The 17,800-nt window shown below is 72.0% G+C and carries 15 protein-coding genes; 9 read left to right on the top strand and 6 right to left on the bottom strand.

Translation table 11 applies throughout. The features are described 5' to 3' along the window. Positions 1-192: 192 nt before the first annotated feature. Both ACIPSJ_RS47610 and ACIPSJ_RS47605 read left to right on the top strand, forming a co-directional pair. Entirely contained in the window at positions 193-1,047 is an 855-nt protein-coding gene (locus ACIPSJ_RS47610) for a GNAT family N-acetyltransferase (RefSeq protein ID WP_401355884.1), read from the top strand. Positions 1,048-1,126: 79 nt separating this feature from the next. After that, entirely contained in the window at positions 1,127-1,903 is a 777-nt protein-coding gene (locus ACIPSJ_RS47605; RefSeq protein ID WP_401355880.1) for a GNAT family N-acetyltransferase, read from the top strand. Positions 1,904-1,939: 36 nt separating this feature from the next. Here ACIPSJ_RS47605 and ACIPSJ_RS47600 read toward each other — a convergent pair whose 3' ends face one another. Next, positions 1,940-2,188 carry a GlsB/YeaQ/YmgE family stress response membrane protein gene (locus tag ACIPSJ_RS47600; protein ID WP_401355877.1) on the bottom strand — a complete coding sequence of 83 codons (249 nt, stop codon included), beginning with the start codon at positions 2,186-2,188 and terminating at the stop codon, positions 1,940-1,942. A gap of 216 nt (positions 2,189-2,404) precedes the next feature. On the opposite strand from ACIPSJ_RS47600, the gene ACIPSJ_RS47595 reads away from it, so the two are divergent. After that, the gene (locus ACIPSJ_RS47595; RefSeq protein WP_401355875.1) at positions 2,405-3,835 is read left to right on the top strand and encodes a hydrolase; all 1,431 of its coding nucleotides are present in this window, start codon (positions 2,405-2,407) and stop codon (positions 3,833-3,835) included. On the opposite strand, the gene ACIPSJ_RS47590 is transcribed toward ACIPSJ_RS47595, so the two are convergent. Both ACIPSJ_RS47590 and ACIPSJ_RS47585 read right to left on the bottom strand, forming a co-directional pair. Further along, positions 3,822-6,593: a glycosyl hydrolase 2 galactose-binding domain-containing protein gene (locus tag ACIPSJ_RS47590; RefSeq protein ID WP_401355873.1), complete on the bottom strand. Its 2,772-nt coding sequence runs from the start codon at positions 6,591-6,593 to the stop codon at positions 3,822-3,824. The genes ACIPSJ_RS47595 and ACIPSJ_RS47590 overlap by 14 nt on opposite strands. A 160-nt stretch (positions 6,594-6,753) precedes the next feature. Beyond that, positions 6,754-7,941: an ROK family protein gene (locus tag ACIPSJ_RS47585; RefSeq protein ID WP_401355871.1), complete on the bottom strand. Its 1,188-nt coding sequence runs from the start codon at positions 7,939-7,941 to the stop codon at positions 6,754-6,756. A gap of 141 nt (positions 7,942-8,082) precedes the next feature. Here ACIPSJ_RS47585 and ACIPSJ_RS47580 point away from each other — a divergent pair, with 141 nt between their 5' ends. The 3 genes from ACIPSJ_RS47580 (at position 8,083) to ACIPSJ_RS47570 (ending at position 10,974) form a co-directional block, all read left to right on the top strand. Next, a complete protein-coding gene (locus ACIPSJ_RS47580) occupies positions 8,083-9,549 on the top strand; it encodes an APC family permease (RefSeq protein ID WP_401355868.1) in 1,467 nt (488 codons plus the stop codon). A gap of 62 nt (positions 9,550-9,611) precedes the next feature. Continuing rightward, positions 9,612-10,151, top strand: a complete 540-nt coding sequence (locus ACIPSJ_RS47575; protein ID WP_401355865.1) for a GNAT family N-acetyltransferase — start codon at positions 9,612-9,614, stop codon at positions 10,149-10,151. Between the two features lie 55 nt (positions 10,152-10,206). Next, on the top strand, positions 10,207-10,974 hold the full coding sequence (locus tag ACIPSJ_RS47570) for an ArsR/SmtB family transcription factor (RefSeq protein WP_401355863.1): 768 nt from the start codon (positions 10,207-10,209) through the stop codon (positions 10,972-10,974). A 74-nt stretch (positions 10,975-11,048) separates the two neighbouring features. Here ACIPSJ_RS47570 and ACIPSJ_RS47565 read toward each other — a convergent pair whose 3' ends face one another. Both ACIPSJ_RS47565 and ACIPSJ_RS47560 read right to left on the bottom strand, forming a co-directional pair. Continuing rightward, positions 11,049-11,489 (bottom strand): SPW repeat protein, encoded by a 441-nt coding sequence (locus tag ACIPSJ_RS47565; protein ID WP_355729375.1) that lies wholly within the window; start codon positions 11,487-11,489, stop codon positions 11,049-11,051. A 108-nt stretch (positions 11,490-11,597) separates the two neighbouring features. After that, a complete protein-coding gene (locus tag ACIPSJ_RS47560) occupies positions 11,598-12,971 on the bottom strand; it encodes a cryptochrome/photolyase family protein (protein ID WP_401355860.1) in 1,374 nt (457 codons plus the stop codon). Between the two features lie 161 nt (positions 12,972-13,132). On the opposite strand from ACIPSJ_RS47560, the gene ACIPSJ_RS47555 reads away from it, so the two are divergent. Next, positions 13,133-13,300 carry a hypothetical protein gene (locus ACIPSJ_RS47555; protein ID WP_359213353.1) on the top strand — a complete coding sequence of 56 codons (168 nt, stop codon included), beginning with the start codon at positions 13,133-13,135 and terminating at the stop codon, positions 13,298-13,300. Between the two features lie 3 nt (positions 13,301-13,303). On the opposite strand, the gene ACIPSJ_RS47550 is transcribed toward ACIPSJ_RS47555, so the two are convergent. Beyond that, positions 13,304-15,745, bottom strand: a complete 2,442-nt coding sequence (locus ACIPSJ_RS47550; protein ID WP_401355857.1) for a SpoIIE family protein phosphatase — start codon at positions 15,743-15,745, stop codon at positions 13,304-13,306. 225 nt (positions 15,746-15,970) lie between these two features. On the opposite strand from ACIPSJ_RS47550, the gene ACIPSJ_RS47545 reads away from it, so the two are divergent. Together ACIPSJ_RS47545 and ACIPSJ_RS47540 are read left to right on the top strand one after the other, a co-directional pair. Further along, on the top strand, positions 15,971-17,056 hold the full coding sequence (locus ACIPSJ_RS47545; RefSeq protein ID WP_401355855.1) for an S-(hydroxymethyl)mycothiol dehydrogenase: 1,086 nt from the start codon (positions 15,971-15,973) through the stop codon (positions 17,054-17,056). Next, positions 17,053-17,688: an MBL fold metallo-hydrolase gene (locus ACIPSJ_RS47540; protein ID WP_401355853.1), complete on the top strand. Its 636-nt coding sequence runs from the start codon at positions 17,053-17,055 to the stop codon at positions 17,686-17,688. The genes ACIPSJ_RS47545 and ACIPSJ_RS47540 overlap by 4 nt, the downstream gene beginning before the upstream one ends. The last annotated feature ends 112 nt before the right edge of the window (positions 17,689-17,800 follow it).

The raw sequence follows: 17,800 nt of genomic DNA, 5'->3' as shown, positions 1-17,800 counted from the left end.
CCTGCGTCGTGCCGGGACGCACCGCCCCCTCGCGGCCGAGTGCCCAACACGCGGGCCGGAAAGGTGTGTTGGGCACTCGGCGGCTTGATCCCGGCGTGACGCGGCGCCCGGTGATCGGGAAGGATGCTGCGGGCGCGGTGCCGGTCACCGCACCACGTGCCCGCCCGACCCGCCACGGAATGGACCGTATCGATGACCTCCCCGGCCCCCCAGGACCTCGTCGTCACCCAGGCCACGCTCGACGACTGGCCGGTGATCAGCGGCTGGGCGGCGGGCGAGGGCTGGAACCCCGGTCTCTCGGACGGCCCCGCCTTCTTCGCCCAGGACCCCGAGGGGTTCTTCATCGGCCGGATCGACGGGGAACCGGTGTCGGCCGTCTCCGTGGTCACCTACGGCGCCGACTACGCCTTCCTCGGCTGCTACCTGGTCCGCCCCGACCTGCGCGGCCGCGGCCACGGCTTCACCACCTGGAAGACCGCCCTGGCCCACGCGGGCACCCGCACGGTCGGCCTGGACGGCGTGGTGGCCCAGCAGGACAACTACCGCCAGTCCGGCTTCGAACTCGCCCACCGCACCGTCCGGTTCACGGGCGAGGCCCCCGACTCCGAGGTCCCGGCCGGCGTCCGCCCCGCCCGCCCCGCCGACCTGGCGGCCCTCACGGCGTACGACAGCGCCTGCTACCCGGCCGACCGGCCGCGCTTCCTCGCCGCCTGGCTGACCGGCGCCGGCCACCACGCGGTCGTCCGCCACGACGGCGACCGCGTCACCGGCTACGGCGTGCTCCGCCCCGGCCGCGACACCCTGCGCATCGGCCCCCTCTTCGCCGACACCGCCGACGACGCCCGCGCCCTGTTCGCCGCGCTCACCGCCGAGGCGGCCGGCGCCCCCGTCGCCATCGACGTCCCGGAGACCAGCACGGCGGCCGTCGCCCTCGCCGAGACTGCCGGTCTCACCCCCTCCTTCGAGACCGCCCGCATGTACACGGGCCCGGTCCGCGACCACGCCCGCGAGCGGGTCTTCGGGGTGACGACGCTCGAACTCGGCTGACCCGCCGCCGGGCGGACGTGCCGGGCCGAGCGCGGGTAAATGCGTTGCCGCCGCCGGGCACGGATGCTGAAGTGCTCGGATGGATCATCAAGAGGTGCTCGCCCGCTACGACCGTGACATCCGCGAGGGCGCCCGGCCCGACGGCCCCGGCGCGCGCGTCGAACGGGTCGGCGCAGTGGTGCGACAGGCCGCGGACGCCGAAGGCTGGAACGGGGTCCTCTGGTCGGCGCTGGACGAGACGACCGCGGACCGTGCGATCGCCGAGCAGATCGACTTCTTCCGGGGCCTCGGGCACGAGTTCGAGTGGAAGCTCTACGGGCACGACCTCCCGGGGGACCTCGGCGCCCGGCTCGTCGCGGCCGGGTTCCGGCCGGAACCGGAGGAGGCGCTGATGGTCGCCGAGGTCGGCGGGCTGGGCCTCGACGCCGAACTCCCGGAGGGCGTGCGGGTGGTGCCCGCGGTGGACGCGGCGGGCGTCGATCTCGTGGTCGACGTGCACGAGAAGGCCTTCGGCACGGACGGATCCCGGCTGCGGCACCGGTTGCTGGCGCAGCTGGCCGAGCAGCCCGACAACGTCGTCGCCGTCGTGGCGCTGGCCGGGGACGAGCCGGTGAGCGCCGCGCGGATGGAGCTGGTGCCGGGGACGCGGTTCGCCGGGCTGTGGGGCGGCGGCACGGTGGAGGGGTGGCGGGGGCGGGGGGTGTACCGCGCCCTGGTCGCTCACCGCGCGCGTGTCGCCGCGGACCACGGATATCGGTATCTGCAGGTGGATGCGTCCGCGATGAGCCGGCCGATTCTCGAACGGCTCGGGTTTCATGTGTTGAGTACGACTACGCCGTACGTCTTCGCGTCCTAGGCCGTGTGCGGGCCGTGTGCGGGCCGGGTGTGGCGCCTACCGGCGTGACTTGGCTCGGTCCAGGGCCGATACGCCGAATGCGGCCAGGGCGATCTGGATGAACCACTCGATCCAGTCGGGGCCCTTGGTGTCGGCCACGCCGAAGCCGGCCGCGATGGCCGAGCCCAGCAGCGCCGCCACGATGCCGACGACGATGGTCCACAGCAGGCCGATGTGCTGGCGACCGGGGACGACCAGGCGCCCCAGTACACCGATGATGGCACTGATGATGCCCGAGATCTCCATGTCCGCCCCTCTTCGTCGGTACCCCGCTGAAGTCCAATCTGCCCGCTCATCCGGGACCCAGTCCCGTCCGGTTGTTACAGCGGTTTTCTGTTCACCGGTCGGACATGCCATGTACCTTTCAATGAGTCGACGCGTGTAGAAATCTCAAGCAGGTTCTACGCGCGCAGAGTTGGCGCCCGCACCGCCTCTACCCCACCCCTCATGGAGGTTCGCCGGATGCTTGGATCCAGCAGATCCCGCCACAGACTCACCACCGCCCTGGCCGGGTTCGCACTGCTCGTCACCGGAGCCGCCCTCCAGGTCGGCACCGCCGCCACCCCCGCCCACGCAGCCACCACCTACCGGGTCCTGTTCGACGACGGCCACGCCGAGGAGGCGGGCAACGCGGACTGGATCATCTCGACCAGCAAGCCCGACCCGCTCTCCCAGGACTCCTCCCCGTCCTCGGAGACCGACTGGACCGGCGCGCTCTCCTCGTGGGGCGTCGACCTCCAGAAGACCGGCAGCTACAGCATGAAGACGGCCACCAGCGCGCTGACGTACGGTGGTTCGTCGACGACCGACCTGTCGAACTTCGACGCGCTGGTGCTGCCCGAGCCCAACACGCTGTTCACGACCGCCGAGAAGACGGCGATCATGAACTTCGTGAACAACGGCGGCGGTCTGTTCATGATCTCCGACCACACCGGCGCCGACCGCAACAGCGACGGTTACGACGCGGTCGAGATCCTCAACGACCTGATGACCAACAACAGCGTCGACTCGACCGACCCGTTCGGCTTCTCGATCGACACCCTCGACATCAGCTCCGGCTACCCGGCCGCGATCAGCGACAGCAGCGACCCGGTCCTGAACGGCGCCTACGGAACCGTCACCAAGAGCCTGATCGCCGACGGCACGACCGCCACTCTCAAGCCCGCCGACAACTCGGCCGTCAAGGGCCTGGTGTACCGCAGCGGTTACTCCGGCAACACCGGCGCCTTCTTCGCCACCAGCACCTTCGGCAGCGGGCGGGTCGCCTTCTGGGGCGACAGCTCCCCGATCGACGACGGCACCGGCCAGTCCGGCAACACGCTGTACGACGGCTGGAACGACTCCGGCGCCACCAACGCGGCCCTCGCCCTCAACGCCACCGCCTGGCTGACCGGCGCGAGCAGCGGCAGCAGCGGTGGCGGAGGGGGTGGCGGCGGCACCTGCACCTCCGCGCAGCTCCTCGGCAACCCCGGCTTCGAGTCCGGCAACACCACCTGGACCGCCAGCAGCGGGGTCATCACCAGCTCCAGCAGCGAGGCGGCCCGCACCGGCTCCTACAAGGCCTGGCTCGACGGCTACGGATCCGCGCACACCGACACGCTGTCCCAGTCGGTGACCATTCCGTCCGGCTGCTCCGCGACGCTCAGCTTCTATCTGCACATCGACACCGCGGAGACCACCACCAGCACCGCCTACGACAAGCTGACGGTCACCGCCGGATCCACCACCCTGGCCACGTACTCCAACCTCAACGCGGCCTCCGGATACGTCCTCAAGAGCTTCGACGTCTCCTCCCTGGCCGGCACCACGGCCACCATCAAGTTCACCGGTGTCGAGGGCTCGACCCTCCAGACGTCCTTCGTCATCGACGACACCGCGCTCAACGTGAGCTGAGCGGGACGGACGGTTCCGGCAGGCCCGCCGGAACCGTCCGCTCCACCGCGTTCCAGCCGGACACCCGTACCTGCGGCACCGAGCCGTGCAGGTCGGCGGTGCGGTAGGTGGCCGTCAGGGTCGCCGACTCGCCCGGCCACAGGCTGACCTCGTTGTCCGACCACCGGACCGGCAGCACGGGCTTGCCGTTCGCATCGACCAGATGGACGTCCGTCAGCAGAGCCGGCGTCTTGCCGGTGCCCGTGTTGCGGACGGTGACCGTCGTGGTCGAGGCGCCGTCGGCCTCCGTCGTCGACGCCGTCGCCGTCACCGGGACCTGGGCCATGGACGACAGCCCCGTGAGGTCCGCGTAGCTCGTCGTGGGGGTGTAGTACCAGTCGGTCTTCGCCCAGTCGAGGGTGTCCGACTTGGTCGAGAGCCAGTAGACGTTGCGGCTCACCTCCCTGCCGTCGGCATCGGTGAGGGTCAGCCGGGCCAGATAGGTGGACGACAGTCCGCTCACCGACGCCGGCAGGGTGAGCGCGGTGGTGCGCGCCCCGTCGCCCCCGACCGAGACGCCGCTGACGGTCTGGTCGTACTTCTGGGTGCCGTCGGGGTTGAAGAGGGTGGCCCGAACCGTGAGCCGGGAGGCCGGGGCGGTCCGGTTGCCCACCACGACGACCGAGCGGTCGTCGTAGGAGTACTGGACGTGCAGGGGCTCGTTCGCCTTCTTCGCGCCGAAGTAGGCGCCGCCCTGGTCGAGGTAACGGTCCATCAGCTGCCAGTGCAGGGACGTCCAGCCGCTGTTGAACATCCAGTACACGACCCCGGTGGACGGTTTCGAGGCGTCGGTCTGGTTGCGCCCGTACGCCTCGTACTGGGCGCGGACGTTCTCGTACTGGGCGAGCTGGGCCTTCCTGACGTAGTCGGGGAGGCTCTTCGGGGCGCCGTAGCGGCCGGTGAGGGCGGCGTCGTAGATCTTCAGGGTGCCGAAGGTCGCGGACGGGGAGCGGTGGTACTGCTTGGCGTCCGGGTTCTTCCAGAGGGTGTCGAGTTCGGCCGGGGTCATCATCCGGCGCAGGGTGTCGAGGGTGGGGATGTCCGGGCCCGCGCTGGTCTCGGAGTTGAAGCCGGTGGCGCCGCCCTCCCGCTTGGCGTACCAGTAGCCCGGCGGGACCCAGTCGTAGGGTCCGGTCATCTTCATGCCCGAACTGCCCAGCTGGGGAGCCGACTTGGCGGAGGCGGCGGGGACCACGGGGACGGCCCAGTCGGCGGCGTTCAGGGCGTCCAGGTAGTTCTTCTCGATCTTCGCGTCGGGCGCGGCGTCGCTGCCGATCAGGAAGGAGATCACGCTCGGGTGGTCACGCAGCCGGGCGGCCTCGGCGGCCATCGAGGCCTGGGCGACCGAGTAGTCGGCGGCGGTCCACTTCTCGCCGCTCTCGCCGGGGTTGGTCTGTCCCTCCCACTTGTCGCAGCACTCCCAGCCGGGGAGGGTGAGGACGCCGAGGCGGTCGGCGAGGCCGAAGAACTCGTCGGGCTCGATGTGGCCTTCCAGGCGGATGGTGTTCAGGCCCAGGTCGAGGGCGTACTTGAGGCGGTCCTCGACGTAGGTGCGGTCCCAGCGCAGGAACTCGTCCGGTGACCAGCCGCCGCCCTTGACGAGCAGCCGGCGGCCGTTGATCGAGTACTGGCGGGCGCCGTCGGAGTTGAGCGGGGCCCGCACGTCCCGGACGCCGAAGCTCTCGTGGGCGGTGTCCGAGGCCGTGCCGGCGACGCACGCGGTGAGGTCGAGGTCGTAGAGCGGCTGGCCGCCCATGCCCGCGGGCCACCACACCTTCGGGGAGGTCAGGTGCAGACCGGGGGTGTCGGTGGGGGTGAAGGTGACGGTCCTGGCCTGGTGGGCGGCGAGTTCGACCGACCGGGTGAGGGTGACCCCGGCGACGGTGCCGGAGACCTCGGCGGTGACCGGCGTGTCCGAGTCGTTGCGGGCCTCGGCCTTCACGGTCAGGTCGGCCGTCGCGAGGGACGGCACCGCGAGCTTCGTGACGACATGCGCGTCGCGCAGCGCGACCGGGCCGCCGCGCCGGACCAGGACGTCACGGACGATGCCCATGTTCTGGTCGGGCGGCGGCTGGAGCCAGTCGAGCCAGCCCATGGTGAGGTTCTTGTTCGGGTTGTTCGGCTGGATGCGGAAGGCGACCGTGTTCGTGCCGGACGTCACCAGGGAGGTGACGTCCAGTTCGTGGTGGGTGTAGGCGCCGGTGACCTCGTCGGTGGTGGCGACCCGGTGGCCGTTGACGTACACGTCGGCCGCCGAGATCACCCCGCTGAAGTCCAGATAGGTGCGGTGGGAGGGGTCCGTGACCGTGAAGTCGCTGCGGTACCACCACGGGACCTGGAAGGGCGACTTGGGGATCTTCTGGAGGTTGGTGGAGACGAACGGGTCGTCGTACACGCCGTCGGCGAGCAGTGCGGCCAGCACCGTGGAGCGGGGGCCCGCCGGATACCAGCCCTTCGCCGGGTAGCCGGGGGAGGAGACCGCTGTCGCGGAGTCGCCCACGTCGGCCGTCGACCGGATCGCGTAGCCCGACAGGGGGGTGGCGGAGCCCGCGGCGGACGGCACCCGGGTGACCCGGGGGTGGCCGTGCGAGGGGGATTCGGGGGTGGCCCCGGCCGGGTTCCTGGCGCCGGCCCAGGCGCTCGTGTTGAGTGAACAGAGCAGGCCCAGGGCCACGGCGGCGGTGGCGAGGCGGTGTCCGGGGGCGGGGCGAGGGAACACGATGGTCTCCAGGCTCGTAAAGTTAGGAAACTTTACTAACCCGGCTCAAGCTAGGGTCCCGAGAGGGGCGTGTCAATCACCGTGGCGTCCGTGCGAGTTGGCGCCGCCGGTTTCCGGAACCCACCTACCTGTGCGCTCGGGACGCGGCCGGCCCGGGCTCTCAGGAAGCCGCAGATCTGCGCTCGAAGACCAGGTCGCGGGCGGTCCCGAGGGCCGTGGCCACCGCGCCCAGCAGTACCGCGTCCTCGCCCAGCCGGCTGGGCGCGAGCTTCGGGCGCAGTGGTGTGAGTGTGCGCAGATGCTCGCGTACGGGGCGCAGCAGGAGGTCGACGCTGTGGCCGACCCCGCCGCCCAGCACCACCAGGTCCGGGTCGAGCACGGCCGTCGCGGCCGCCACCGTGTGCGCGATCCGCTCGCCCTCAAGACGAACCGCCTCCGCGGCCGCCCGGTCGCCCTGGCGGGCCGCGTCGAACACGGACTTCGCGGTGAGCTGCCCGCTCATCCCCAGCCGCCGCGCCGTCTCGACCACGGCCACCCCCGACACGGCGTCCTCCAGCCGCTCGGGCCCCCGCTGCTGCCCGGGCCAGGGCAGGAAGCCGATCTCCCCGGCGAGCCCGTGCGCCCCCGTGAACAGCCGGCCCTCGCTGACCACGCCCATGCCGAGGCCGGTGCCGATCATGATGTACGCGAACAGCCGGCTGCCCGCCCCGACCCCGTAGGTGTACTCGCCCAGCGCCGCGAGATTGGCGTCGTTGTGCACCTCCAGCGGCACGCCCAGTTCCTCGCGCATCCGGTCGAACAGCCCGGCGCGCCCCCAGCCCGGCAGATGCATCGCGTACCGCACCCGCCGCTGCCGCTCGTCGTACACCCCCGGCGTGCCCACCACCCCGTGCACCACCTCGGCCGGGTCCACCCCCGAGTTGGCGACGACCTGCCGGGCGGTCGCGACCAGCAGGTCGGCCATGGCGCCCGAGCCGCGGGCCCGGTTGCGCACCTCCGAGCGGGCGACCAGGGTGCCGTCGAGATCGGCGACCGCCACCCGCAGCCAGCCGCGCCCGACGTCGATGCCGAGCGCGTACCCGGCCGCCGGGTCGGGGGCGTACAGCACGGCCGTGCGGCCGCGCTCGGGGGCGTGGGTGCCGACCTCGTGGACCAGGCCCGCCGACTCCAGGGCGGCCAGGGCACTGGAGACCGTCGGCTTGGACAGACCGGTCTCGCGGGCCAGTTGGGCCCGGGAGGCGGAACCGAGCGTGCGCAGCCGGTCCAGCAGCAGCCGCTCGTTGGTGCTGCGCAGTCGCTGCCGGCTCCAGGGCTGTTCCTGCTGCTCTACGACGTCGCTGGCGGCCATCACACCATTCTCACCGATTCCCGACGCATACTTGACGCATCTAGTAAGGCTCCTTAACTTTATCGGCCATCCCGCCCTCTCGGCCGAAGTCCTCTCCGTGTCCCCTCCGCCCCGCCCCGTCCTCGCCCCAGGAGCCCCGCCATGTCCGGTAGTCCCGGTAGTCCCGGCACCGCGCCACCCACGGGTGGCTTCGTCCGGCGCGTCGGCCTGTTCCAGGCCACCGCCATCAACATGAGCCAGATGTGCGGCATCGGCCCGTTCGTGACCATCCCGCTGATGGTCGCCGCGTTCGGCGGCCCTCAGGCCGTGATCGGCTTCGTCGCGGGCGCGGTGCTCGCCCTCTGCGACGGCCTGGTGTGGGCCGAACTCGGCGCCGCGATGCCCGGCTCCGGCGGCAGTTACGTCTATCTGCGCCAGGCCTTCCAGTATCGCACCGGACGCCTGATGCCGTTCCTGTTCGTGTGGACGGCGATGCTCTTCATCCCGCTGATCATGTCCACCGGCGTGGTCGGCTTCGTCCAGTACCTGGGCTATCTCGCCCCCGACCTCGGAAAGACCTCGGGCGACCTGGTCGGGCTCGGCATCATCGCCCTGGTGGTGCTCCTGCTCTGGCGGGGCATCGAGCACATCGCCCGGATCACCGCCGTCATGTGGGCGGTGATGATCGCCTCGGTGGTGCTGGTGATCGCCGCCGCGGCCAGCGACTTCAGCCCGCACCTGGCCTTCACCTACCCGTCGGGCGCCTTCGACCTGACCAGCGACCACTTCTGGCTCGGCTTCGCCGCGGGCCTGACCATCGGTATCTACGACTACCTCGGCTACAACACCACCGCGTACATGGGCGCCGAGATCAAGGACCCCGGCCGCGCCCTGCCGCGCTCCATCCTGTTCTCCATCGTCGGCATCATGGCGATCTACCTGCTGCTCCAGATCGGCACGCTCGGCGTCATCGACTGGCACCGCATGACGAACCCCGGCGACATCGCCTCCACGTCGGTGGCGTCGGCGGTGCTGGAGAAGACCTGGGGCAAGGGGGCCGCCGACACGGTCACCGTCCTGATCCTCATCACGGCCTTCGCCTCGGTCTTCACCGGGCTGCTCGGCGGCTCCCGGGTGCCCTACGACGCCGCCCGCGAGCGGGTCTTCTTCCGGCCGTACGCGAAGCTCCACCCCAGGCACCGCTTCCCGATGCTGGGCCTCGCCACCATGGGCGTGATCACCGCGATCGGCTTCCTGATCGGCCGCCACACCGACCTGGCCACCCTCATCCAGCTCCTCACCACGGTGATGGTGATCGTCCAGGCCCTGGCCCAGATCGTGGCGCTCACGGTGCTGCGCCGCCGGCAGCCGGCGCTGAAACGGCCGTACCGGATGTGGCTCTACCCCGTGCCGAGCATCGTCGCCTTCGTCGGCTGGTGCGTGATCTACGGCTACGCCGACAAGAACTCCCCGGGCCGTCACCCCATCGAATGGTCGCTGGCCTGGCTCGCCCTCGGCTGTGTGGCGTTCGTGCTGTGGGCGCGGTTCGAGAAGGTGTGGCCGTTCGGCCCGAAGGAGATCGGCGAGGACTACCTGGCGCCCGACGAGGGCGAAGCGGTCGTGGTGTAGTCTCCCCGGCAGACGTCAGCCTCACCCGGCGCGGGCAACTCCCGCCGGGTGAGGCTTTTTTCATGACCGACACCACCGATACGGACGTCGCCGTCCGCACCGCCGCCCCCGCCGACCGTGCCACCGTCGAACGGCTGTGGCTGATGTTCCGCCACGACCTGTCCGGGTTCCGCCGGCTGCTGCCCCGCCCCGACGGCACGTTCCGTGACGAACGCGTCGAGGACGCCTTCACCTCGCCCGACTGGGCGCCCTACCTGTTCGTCCGGGGCGAGCACCCGGTCGGCTTCGCGTTCGTGCGCGGACTGGGCGCGCCCGTGCGGGTCCTGAACAGCTTCTTCGTGGTGCGCGGCGCCCGCCGGACCGGGATCGGGCTGCGCGCCGTCCACGAGGTGCTCACCCGGCATCCGGGCAGCTGGGAGGTCGCCTTCCAGTACGAGAACCCCGATGCCGTCGCCTTCTGGCGGCGGGTCGCGGCCGAGGCCGCCGGGGACGCCTGGGCGGAGGAGCCCCGCCCGGTGCCCGGCCGGCCGGAGCTGCCGCCGGACGTGTGGATCTCGTTCGACGTGCGGGGCCGGGTGCCCGGCCCCGGGTGCCGGGATTGACATGCAGGTGATTGGCTGCATAACTTTGGGTGTGCGATCAGAGGACGACAGTGCGATGGACAGGGTCTTCAGGGCGCTGGCCGACGACACGCGCAGACGGTTGCTCGACCGGCTGCACGAGCAGAACGGCCAGACGCTGGGCGAGCTGTGCGGGCACATCGCCATGACCCGGCAGTCGGTGACCCAGCATCTGGCCGTCCTGGAGGCCGCGAACCTGATCAGCACGGTGCGGCGGGGGCGGGAGAAGCTGCACTACCTCAACCCCGTGCCGCTCCACGAGATCCAGGAGCGGTGGATCGACAAGTTCGAGCGCCCGCGCCTGCGCGCGCTCGGCGACCTGAAGCGACGAGCCGAGGAAGCCATGAGCGACAAGCCCAGCCATGTCTACGTCACCTACATCGCCGGCACCCCGGAGAAGGTCTGGGACGCCCTCACGGACGCCGACCTGACCGCCGCCTACTGGGGGCACTCCAACGTCTCCGACTGGCGCCCCGGATCCCGCTGGGAGCACGTCCGCACCGACGGCTCCGGCATCGCCGACGTGGTGGGCACCGTCGTCGTGAGCGAACGCCCGACCCGGCTGGTCACCACCTGGGCCGCGCCCGAGCACGAGGGGGAGCCGGACCGGCACTCCCGGGTCACCTTCGACATCGAGCCGCACGCCGACATCGTCAGGCTCACCGTCACCCACGAGGAACTGAACGACGAGGACGAGCTGCGGGCCGTCTCGTCCGGCTGGCCGGCCGTCCTGTCCAACCTGAAGTCCCTCGTCGAGACCGGCGGCCCGCTCCCGCAGGAGCCCTGGCTGGTGCCCGGCCGGTGAGCAGGCGGCGGGGCCGGTCCGCCGTCACCGGGCCGGCCCCGCATCCTCCTTTCCGAGGAGGTGCTCGGTGGCGTCTACGTCGCGGGCGTCCGCCTGGCCGCCGAAGCGGCGCACACCAGCCCGAGGCAGAGGGCCAGCGCGCCGATGATGACGTTGTTGATGATGACGCCCGTGTCCGGGCTGCTGCCGACCACCCAGGGCGCGATGATCATCCAGATGCCCATGGCGCACATGGCCCAGCTCAGGCCGTACATGCGCTCCGGGGCCCGGGTGAATCCGAGTGCCAGCAGTCCTATCGCTATGCCCATGATCAGGTTGTGCGTCATGAGCGCGGGCTGGCTCGCCGAGTAGTGGAGGATCCACGGGGACGCCGCGCAGTACAGACCGAGCAGGAACACCGGTCCGTCCACGAGTGCCACATCACGACCGCCGAGCATGCGGGCGTAGCGCTCCCGCATCTCGGAGACGTCGGGGTGGCTGGTTATGTCACTTCTGCCGTGCGAGACGTTGGCCATGACTCGTCTCCTTTGACTTGCAGGCCTGACCGCGTCTGAAGCGTGCGGTATACGCCGCTTACTATCATTCTGCTCTTATTTCTTCTTTATGTGTAGCTCTCGGCGTGGTCAGCCGCGCTCGCGGGCCCGGCGGAACCGGTCGAGGCCCTCCGCGAGGTCGACGACCGGGTCCGGGTAGTCGAGCGCCGCCCGCTCCGGGCCGCGCAGCTTCCACGGCTCGTGCGCCCTCGCGCCCGGCAGGCCGGCCAGCTCCGGCACCCAGCGCCGGACGTAGGCGCCGTCCGGGTCGTAACGCCTCGCCTGGGCCACCGGGTTGAGGACGCGGTTGGGGCGGGTGTCCGTGCCGGTGCCCGCCACCCACTGCCAGTTGAGCTGGTTGTTCGCCACGTCCCCGTCGACCAGCAGGTCCAGGAAGTGCCGGGCGCCCACCCGCCAGTCGACGTACAGCGTCTTGGCGAGGAAGCTCGCGGTCAGCAGCCGGCCGCGGTTGTGCATCCAGCCCTCCGCCGCCAGCTGGCGCATCGCCGCGTCGACGACGGGGTACCCGGTGCGTCCCGCACGCCACGCCTCGACGTCCGCGCGGGCGGCGGTCCCGGTGCGCCAACGGTCCTGCCGGGTGCGGTAGTCGGCCGTGGCCGCCGCCGGTCGCGCGGCCAGCACCTGGCGGTGGAACTCGCGCCAGGCGAGCTGACGTACGAACGCCTCGGCGCCCGGGCCGCCCGCCCGCCGGGACCGGTGGACCAGCTCGACGGGGGAGAGGGTGCCGAAGTGCAGGTGCGGCGAGAACCGGGAGGTGGCGTCGCCGGCCAGGTCGTCGTGGCGGTCCTCGTACGCGGCGAGGTCCGAGCGGAGCCAGGCGGTCAGCCGCGCGCGGCCCGCCGTCTCGCCGCCGGGGGCCAGGTCCCGCGACACCCCGGACAGCGCGGCGCGGTCCGGCAGCGGTTCGGATCCGACGCCCTCCGGGACCCGGACCGTGCGGGGTGCGGCCAGGGCGTCCCGCAGCGGCTGCCGCGACCACTGCCGGAAGTACGGCGTGAACACCGCGTAGTGGTCCCGGCCGGCCGGTGTCACCGCGCCGGCCGGGACCGCCGCCGTCACCGCGTCGTGGACGTGCAGCCGCCGGCCGTCCGCCGCCAGGGCCCGCCGCAGCCGCTCCTCCCGGCGCTGCGCGTACCCGCTGACGTCGGCCGCCAGGTGCACCGCCTCGGCGTCCGCCTCGGCGGCGGCCTTGCACACCTCCTCGACCAGGTCGCCGGAGCGCACCACCAGCCGTCCGCCGCGCTCGCGCAGCCCCGCGTCCAGGTCGCGCAGACAGTCGGCCAGGAAGGCCAGCCGGTTCGGGACCGCGAACCCGGCCCGCTCCACCGCCCGGTCCCGCACGAACAGGGGCACGATCGCACGGGACCCTTCGAGGGCCGCCCGCAAGGGCGGGTGGTCGTGCAGACGCAGATCGGCGGTGAACAGGACGACCGAGACGTTCATGGTGCGGCTCCGGGAACGGGGGCGAAACCCCCAGGCTTTCACCTCTCCGCGCCTGGGCGGCGGACCGGTGGCCGCGCCCCTCCGGCGTTTCCGGCATGTCCGCGTCGATCCGGGGCAGCCGCACGGGTACGGCGACATCGACCGCGGAGGTGAGGGCCGGTATGGGCGCGAGGGTGTTGCAGCGATTTCCCGCCGGGGCTCCCCGGGGATCATGGCCGGCCGAGGAGTACGCGGCCGAGCGCCGGGCCCTGGGCGAGCCCGCGACCGTGGTCATGGACCTGAGGACGGACGCCTTCCTGGTGGTGGTCCCGGGCCCGGACGAGGACTGACCGTCACCGGGGAAGCGGCTGCTCGGCCCAGATGGTCTTGCCGCGCTCGCCGTAGCGCGTCCCCCAGTTCTGGGAGAGCCGGGTGATCAGGTAGAGGCCGCGTCCGCCCTCGTCCGTCTCCTGGGCCCGCCGCACATGCGGCGAGGTGCTGCTGCCGTCCGACACCTCGCAGATCAGGCCCTGGTCACGGATCAGGCGCAGGGTGATCGGCTCACCGCCGTAGCGCAGCGCGTTCGTCAGCAGCTCGCTGACGATCAGTTCGGTGGTGAACGACTCCTCCGCCAGCCCCCACACCGCCATCTGACGTGCGGTCAGCTCCCGGGCGCGGCCCACCATCATGTCCTGCGCCTCGATCTCCCAGGTGACATGGGAGTCCGGCGCCAGGCCGGTCATCCGGGCCACCAGGACGGCCACGTCGTCCTGGTGGCCCGGCGGCAGCAGCTCGCGGACCAGCGTGTCGCACACCTCCTGCGGCGCGGCCGACGCGGAGGTGCGGGCCAGCACCTCGCGCATCCGGCGCAGCCCGGTCTCGAAGTCCTGGGACCGCGACTCCAGCAGCCCGTCGGTGTAGAGGACCAGCAGGTCCCCGTCGTCCAGGGTGATCTCCCGCTCCTCGAACACGACACCGCCCAGCCCCAGGGGCGGACCGCCGGGCAGGTCGACGAAGGAGACCCCGCCGTCCGCCGACACCACCGCCGGGGGCGGATGGCCCGCGCGGGCGAGCTGGCAGCGGCGCGACACCGGGTCGTACACGGCGTACAGGCAGGTCGCCCCGGTCACCAGGGACACCTCGTCACCGCGCTCGTCGAGGAAGCGGTTCATCTGGTCGTCCAGATGGGTGAGCACCTCGACGGGCGACAGGTCGAGATCCGCGAGCGTGCGGACGGCGCCGCGCAGCCGGCCCATGGTCACGGCCGACTGCAGACCGTGGCCGACCACGTCGCCCACCACGAGCGCCACCCGGGCGCCGGACACCGGGATCACGTCGAACCAGTCCCCGCCGAGGCCGGTGTGCTCGCTGGCCGGCAGATAGCGGGACGCCGTCCGCACCGCCGACGGCGACGGCAGCCGCTGGGGGAGCAGGCTGCGCCGCAGGGTCCGGGCCGTGGTGCGCTCCCGGTGGTAGCGGCTGGCGTTGTCGACGCACACCGCCGTACGGGTCACGATCTGCTCGGCCAGCAGCACGTCGTCGGGCTCGAACCGGCGGGGGCTGCGGGAGCGCATGAAGACGGCGGTGCCGAGCGCGACCCCGCGGGCGAGCATCGGGACCAGCAGCCAGGAGTGCACCTCGGGCCCGCCGTCCGGGGACGGCGGGGGACACACGACACCCGGGCGGGTGTGCAGCCGCTCGTCGTCATCGGTGAGGAGAACGGACGTGCCCTTCGTCAGGGCGTCCAGGAACGGTGAGCCGGGTGCGGTCGCCGCCGTGTCGAGATCGCCCACCCGCACCGTCCCGTCCCGGGGCCCGCCGTCCGGACCCGGCTCCTCCGGGGTCCCGCCGGACGCGGCCCGGCGCAGCCGCGGGGAGCGCGGCTGCTCGTCCTCGGCCGGCTCGTCCTCGGCGAAGACGGAGTCCAGCAGGTCGACCTGGCAGACGTCGGCGAAGCGGTCCACCGCGACCTCGGTCAGTTCCCGGGCCGTCTGCCAGAGGTCCAGGGAGGTGCCGATCCGGGTGCCCGCCTCGTTCGCCAGCATCAGCCGCTCGCGGGCGCGGACCTGCTGGGTCACGTCGGAGACCACATGGCCCAGCGCGATCACCGCCCCGGACGGGTCCCTGAGCGGCAGGATCGACTCCGACCACACGTACTCGCGCGGTGAACCGGGCACCGGGTGGCCCTCGACCTCGGTGTCGATGAGGGCCTCGCCGCTCTCCAGCACCTGCCGCTGCCGGAGCTCCAGGGCGTCGAAGTCCAGCAGGCCGGGCGGTGCCATCTCGCGCATCGTGTGCCCGGAGTACTCGCTCTCCCGGAACACCCCGGCGCGACGCTCCGTGAGGTTCTGGCCGATGAACCGGAGCCGGGTGTCGAAGAGGTCGATATGGAAGGGGGTGTCGGTGAACAGCCCCTTCAACAGGGCGCGCCCGTACTCGTAGATGCGGAACGTCTCCGTGCCGACCGCCTGCACCAGCCACTGCCGCGCACCGTCCGCGGAGGTGAGGGGGCGTGCCCAGACCTCGGCCCGGAGGGGCTGTCCGTCGCGCCGCCGCAGCGCCACCGTCCCCCGGCGCAGGCCCTCCTCCCACCGCCGGGCGAGGTCCGCCGCGTCCGCGGGGTCGTGGAGCAGTTCGTCCGCACGGCGGCCGAGCACCTCCCGTGCCGGGTGGCCGAGCAGCCGCTCGGCTCCCGGCCCCCAGGCCGCCACCCGGGCACGGGCGTCCAGCAGGACCTCCGCCTCGCCCCCGGGCTCCGGGAGCTCACCGCGGCCGTCGAAGGTGATGTCGTGCATCCTCACCTCGGGCACATCCGTGCCGGACTAGGGACATGGGTGTTTTGAGGTAATTGTGCAATTGATGATACCGGGCCCCCCTTCGCCGGGTCGCTCGTTCCCGGTCGGGTCCGGCCGGACGGATTCTTGACCGCCGCTGCGGCCTCCGCGATGCTGTGTTGCGAAACACGAGATACGTGCCGCATTGGGCAACGTCTCGCCACCTCTGTCAGCCGAGGAGTGGCCATGTCTCAGCAGGTCCGTGCCGTCGTCGCGCGGAGCAAGGGCGCCCCCGTCAGCCTGGAAACCATCGTGGTGCCCGATCCCGGCCCGGGTGAGGCGCTGGTCAGGATCGAGGCCTGCGGGGTCTGCCACACCGATCTGCACTACCGCGAGGGCGGGATCAGCGACGACTTCCCGTTCCTGCTGGGACACGAGGCGGCCGGGGTCGTCGAGGAGGTCGGCGCCGGGGTCACCGACGTGGCACCCGGGGACTTCGTGATCCTCAACTGGCGTGCCGTGTGCGGCCAGTGCCGGGCCTGTCTGCGCGGGCGGCCGTGGTACTGCTTCAACACCCACAACGCCAAGCAGAGGATGACCCTGACCGACGGGACGGAACTCTCGCCCGCGCTCGGTATCGGCGCCTTCGCCGAGAAGACGCTGGTGGCGGCCGGGCAGTGCACCAAGGTCGACCGGCGCGCCTCGGCGGCGGCCGCCGGGCTGCTGGGCTGCGGGGTGATGGCCGGCCTCGGCGCCGCCCTCAACACCGGCAACGTCGGGCGCGGGGACAGCGTCGCCGTGATCGGCTGCGGAGGCGTCGGCGCCGCAGCGATCCTCGGCGCGAACCTGGCCGGCGCGGCGAAGATCGTCGCGGTGGACATCGACGACCGCAAGCTGGAGACGGCGCGCACGCTCGGCGCCACCCACACGGTCAACTCCAAGGAGACCGACGCCGTCGACGCGGTGCGCGAGCTGACCGGCGGCTTCGGCGCCGACGTCGTCATCGAGGCCGTGGGCCGCCCGGAGACCTACCGGCAGGCCTTCTACGCCCGTGACCTCGCCGGCACCGTGGTGCTGGTCGGCGTGCCGACCCCGGAGATGAAGCTGGAGTTGCCGCTCCTCGACGTGTTCGGCCGCGGCGGGTCGCTCAAGTCGTCCTGGTACGGGGACTGCCTGCCCTCCCGCGACTTCCCGATGCTCATCGACCTCTACCTCCAGGGCCGCCTCGACCTGGACGCCTTCGTCACCGAGACCATCGCCCTGGACGAGGTGGAGAAGGCCTTCGAGCGCATGCACCACGGCGACGTCCTGCGCTCGGTGGTGGTCCTGTGACGGGCGGTGCCCGCGTCGAGCGCCTCGTCACCTCGGGCACCTTCTCGCTGGACGGCGGCACCTGGGACGTCGACAACAACGTGTGGCTCGTCGGCGACGACCACGAGGTGATCGTCGTCGACGCCGCCCATGACACCGACGCGATCCTCGGAGCCCTCGGCGGGCGCACCCTGCGCGCGATCGTCTGCACCCACGCGCACGACGACCACATCGGTGCCGCGCCCGCCCTCGCCGCCCGGACCGGCGCCCCGGTCCTGCTGCACCCCGACGACCTGCCGCTGTGGAAGCAGACCCACTCCGAGCGGCTGCCCGACGCCGAACTCGCCGACGGACAGCGCCTCCAGGTGGCCGGTGCCGAGCTGACCGTGCTGCACACCCCGGGCCATGCGCCGGGAGCGGTCTGCCTGTACGCCCCGGGGCTGTCCGCGCTCTTCAGCGGCGACACCCTGTTCGCCGGCGGGCCGGGGGCCACGGGGCGGTCGTACAGCGACTTCCCCACCCTCGTCGGGTCGATCCGGGAGCGGCTCCTCACCCTCCCCGGCGACACGGTCGTATACACCGGACACGGGGACGGTACGACCGTCGGTGCCGAGGCGCCGCATCTCCAGGAGTGGATCGACCGCGGTTTCTGACCGCGCCGCGACGCAGCGGCCCCGCCCCGGCGGCCGACCCCTTCGGCCGGCCCCGGGGCAGGGCCGTCGCGGCGCTTGGAGGGGAGCTTGTTTCCCCTGTTCAACCATGGTT

This window comes from Streptomyces sp. NPDC090088, assembly GCF_044747345.1.
Taxonomy (GTDB): Bacteria; Actinomycetota; Actinomycetes; order Streptomycetales; family Streptomycetaceae; genus Streptomyces.
Note: the sequence above shows the minus strand (reverse complement) of the source record. Positions and strands in the feature narration are given on the sequence as shown.

What these genes read in the sequence shown, in the direction of transcription:
- ACIPSJ_RS47610 (WP_401355884.1), top strand. Translation starts at nt 193, where the DNA reads ATGACCTCCCCGGCCCCCCAGGACCTCGTCGTCACCCAGGCCACGCTC.
- ACIPSJ_RS47605 (WP_401355880.1), top strand. Translation starts at nt 1,127, where the DNA reads ATGGATCATCAAGAGGTGCTCGCCCGCTACGACCGTGACATCCGCGAG.
- ACIPSJ_RS47600 (WP_401355877.1), bottom strand. Translation starts at nt 2,188, where the DNA reads ATGGAGATCTCGGGCATCATCAGTGCCATCATCGGTGTACTGGGGCGC.
- ACIPSJ_RS47595 (WP_401355875.1), top strand. Translation starts at nt 2,405, where the DNA reads ATGCTTGGATCCAGCAGATCCCGCCACAGACTCACCACCGCCCTGGCC.
- ACIPSJ_RS47585 (WP_401355871.1), bottom strand. Translation starts at nt 7,941, where the DNA reads ATGGCCGCCAGCGACGTCGTAGAGCAGCAGGAACAGCCCTGGAGCCGG.
- ACIPSJ_RS47580 (WP_401355868.1), top strand. Translation starts at nt 8,083, where the DNA reads ATGTCCGGTAGTCCCGGTAGTCCCGGCACCGCGCCACCCACGGGTGGC.
- ACIPSJ_RS47575 (WP_401355865.1), top strand. Translation starts at nt 9,612, where the DNA reads ATGACCGACACCACCGATACGGACGTCGCCGTCCGCACCGCCGCCCCC.
- ACIPSJ_RS47570 (WP_401355863.1), top strand. Translation starts at nt 10,207, where the DNA reads ATGGACAGGGTCTTCAGGGCGCTGGCCGACGACACGCGCAGACGGTTG.
- ACIPSJ_RS47565 (WP_355729375.1), bottom strand. Translation starts at nt 11,489, where the DNA reads ATGGCCAACGTCTCGCACGGCAGAAGTGACATAACCAGCCACCCCGAC.
- ACIPSJ_RS47560 (WP_401355860.1), bottom strand. Translation starts at nt 12,971, where the DNA reads ATGAACGTCTCGGTCGTCCTGTTCACCGCCGATCTGCGTCTGCACGAC.
- ACIPSJ_RS47555 (WP_359213353.1), top strand. Translation starts at nt 13,133, where the DNA reads ATGGGCGCGAGGGTGTTGCAGCGATTTCCCGCCGGGGCTCCCCGGGGA.
- ACIPSJ_RS47550 (WP_401355857.1), bottom strand. Translation starts at nt 15,745, where the DNA reads ATGCACGACATCACCTTCGACGGCCGCGGTGAGCTCCCGGAGCCCGGG.
- ACIPSJ_RS47545 (WP_401355855.1), top strand. Translation starts at nt 15,971, where the DNA reads ATGTCTCAGCAGGTCCGTGCCGTCGTCGCGCGGAGCAAGGGCGCCCCC.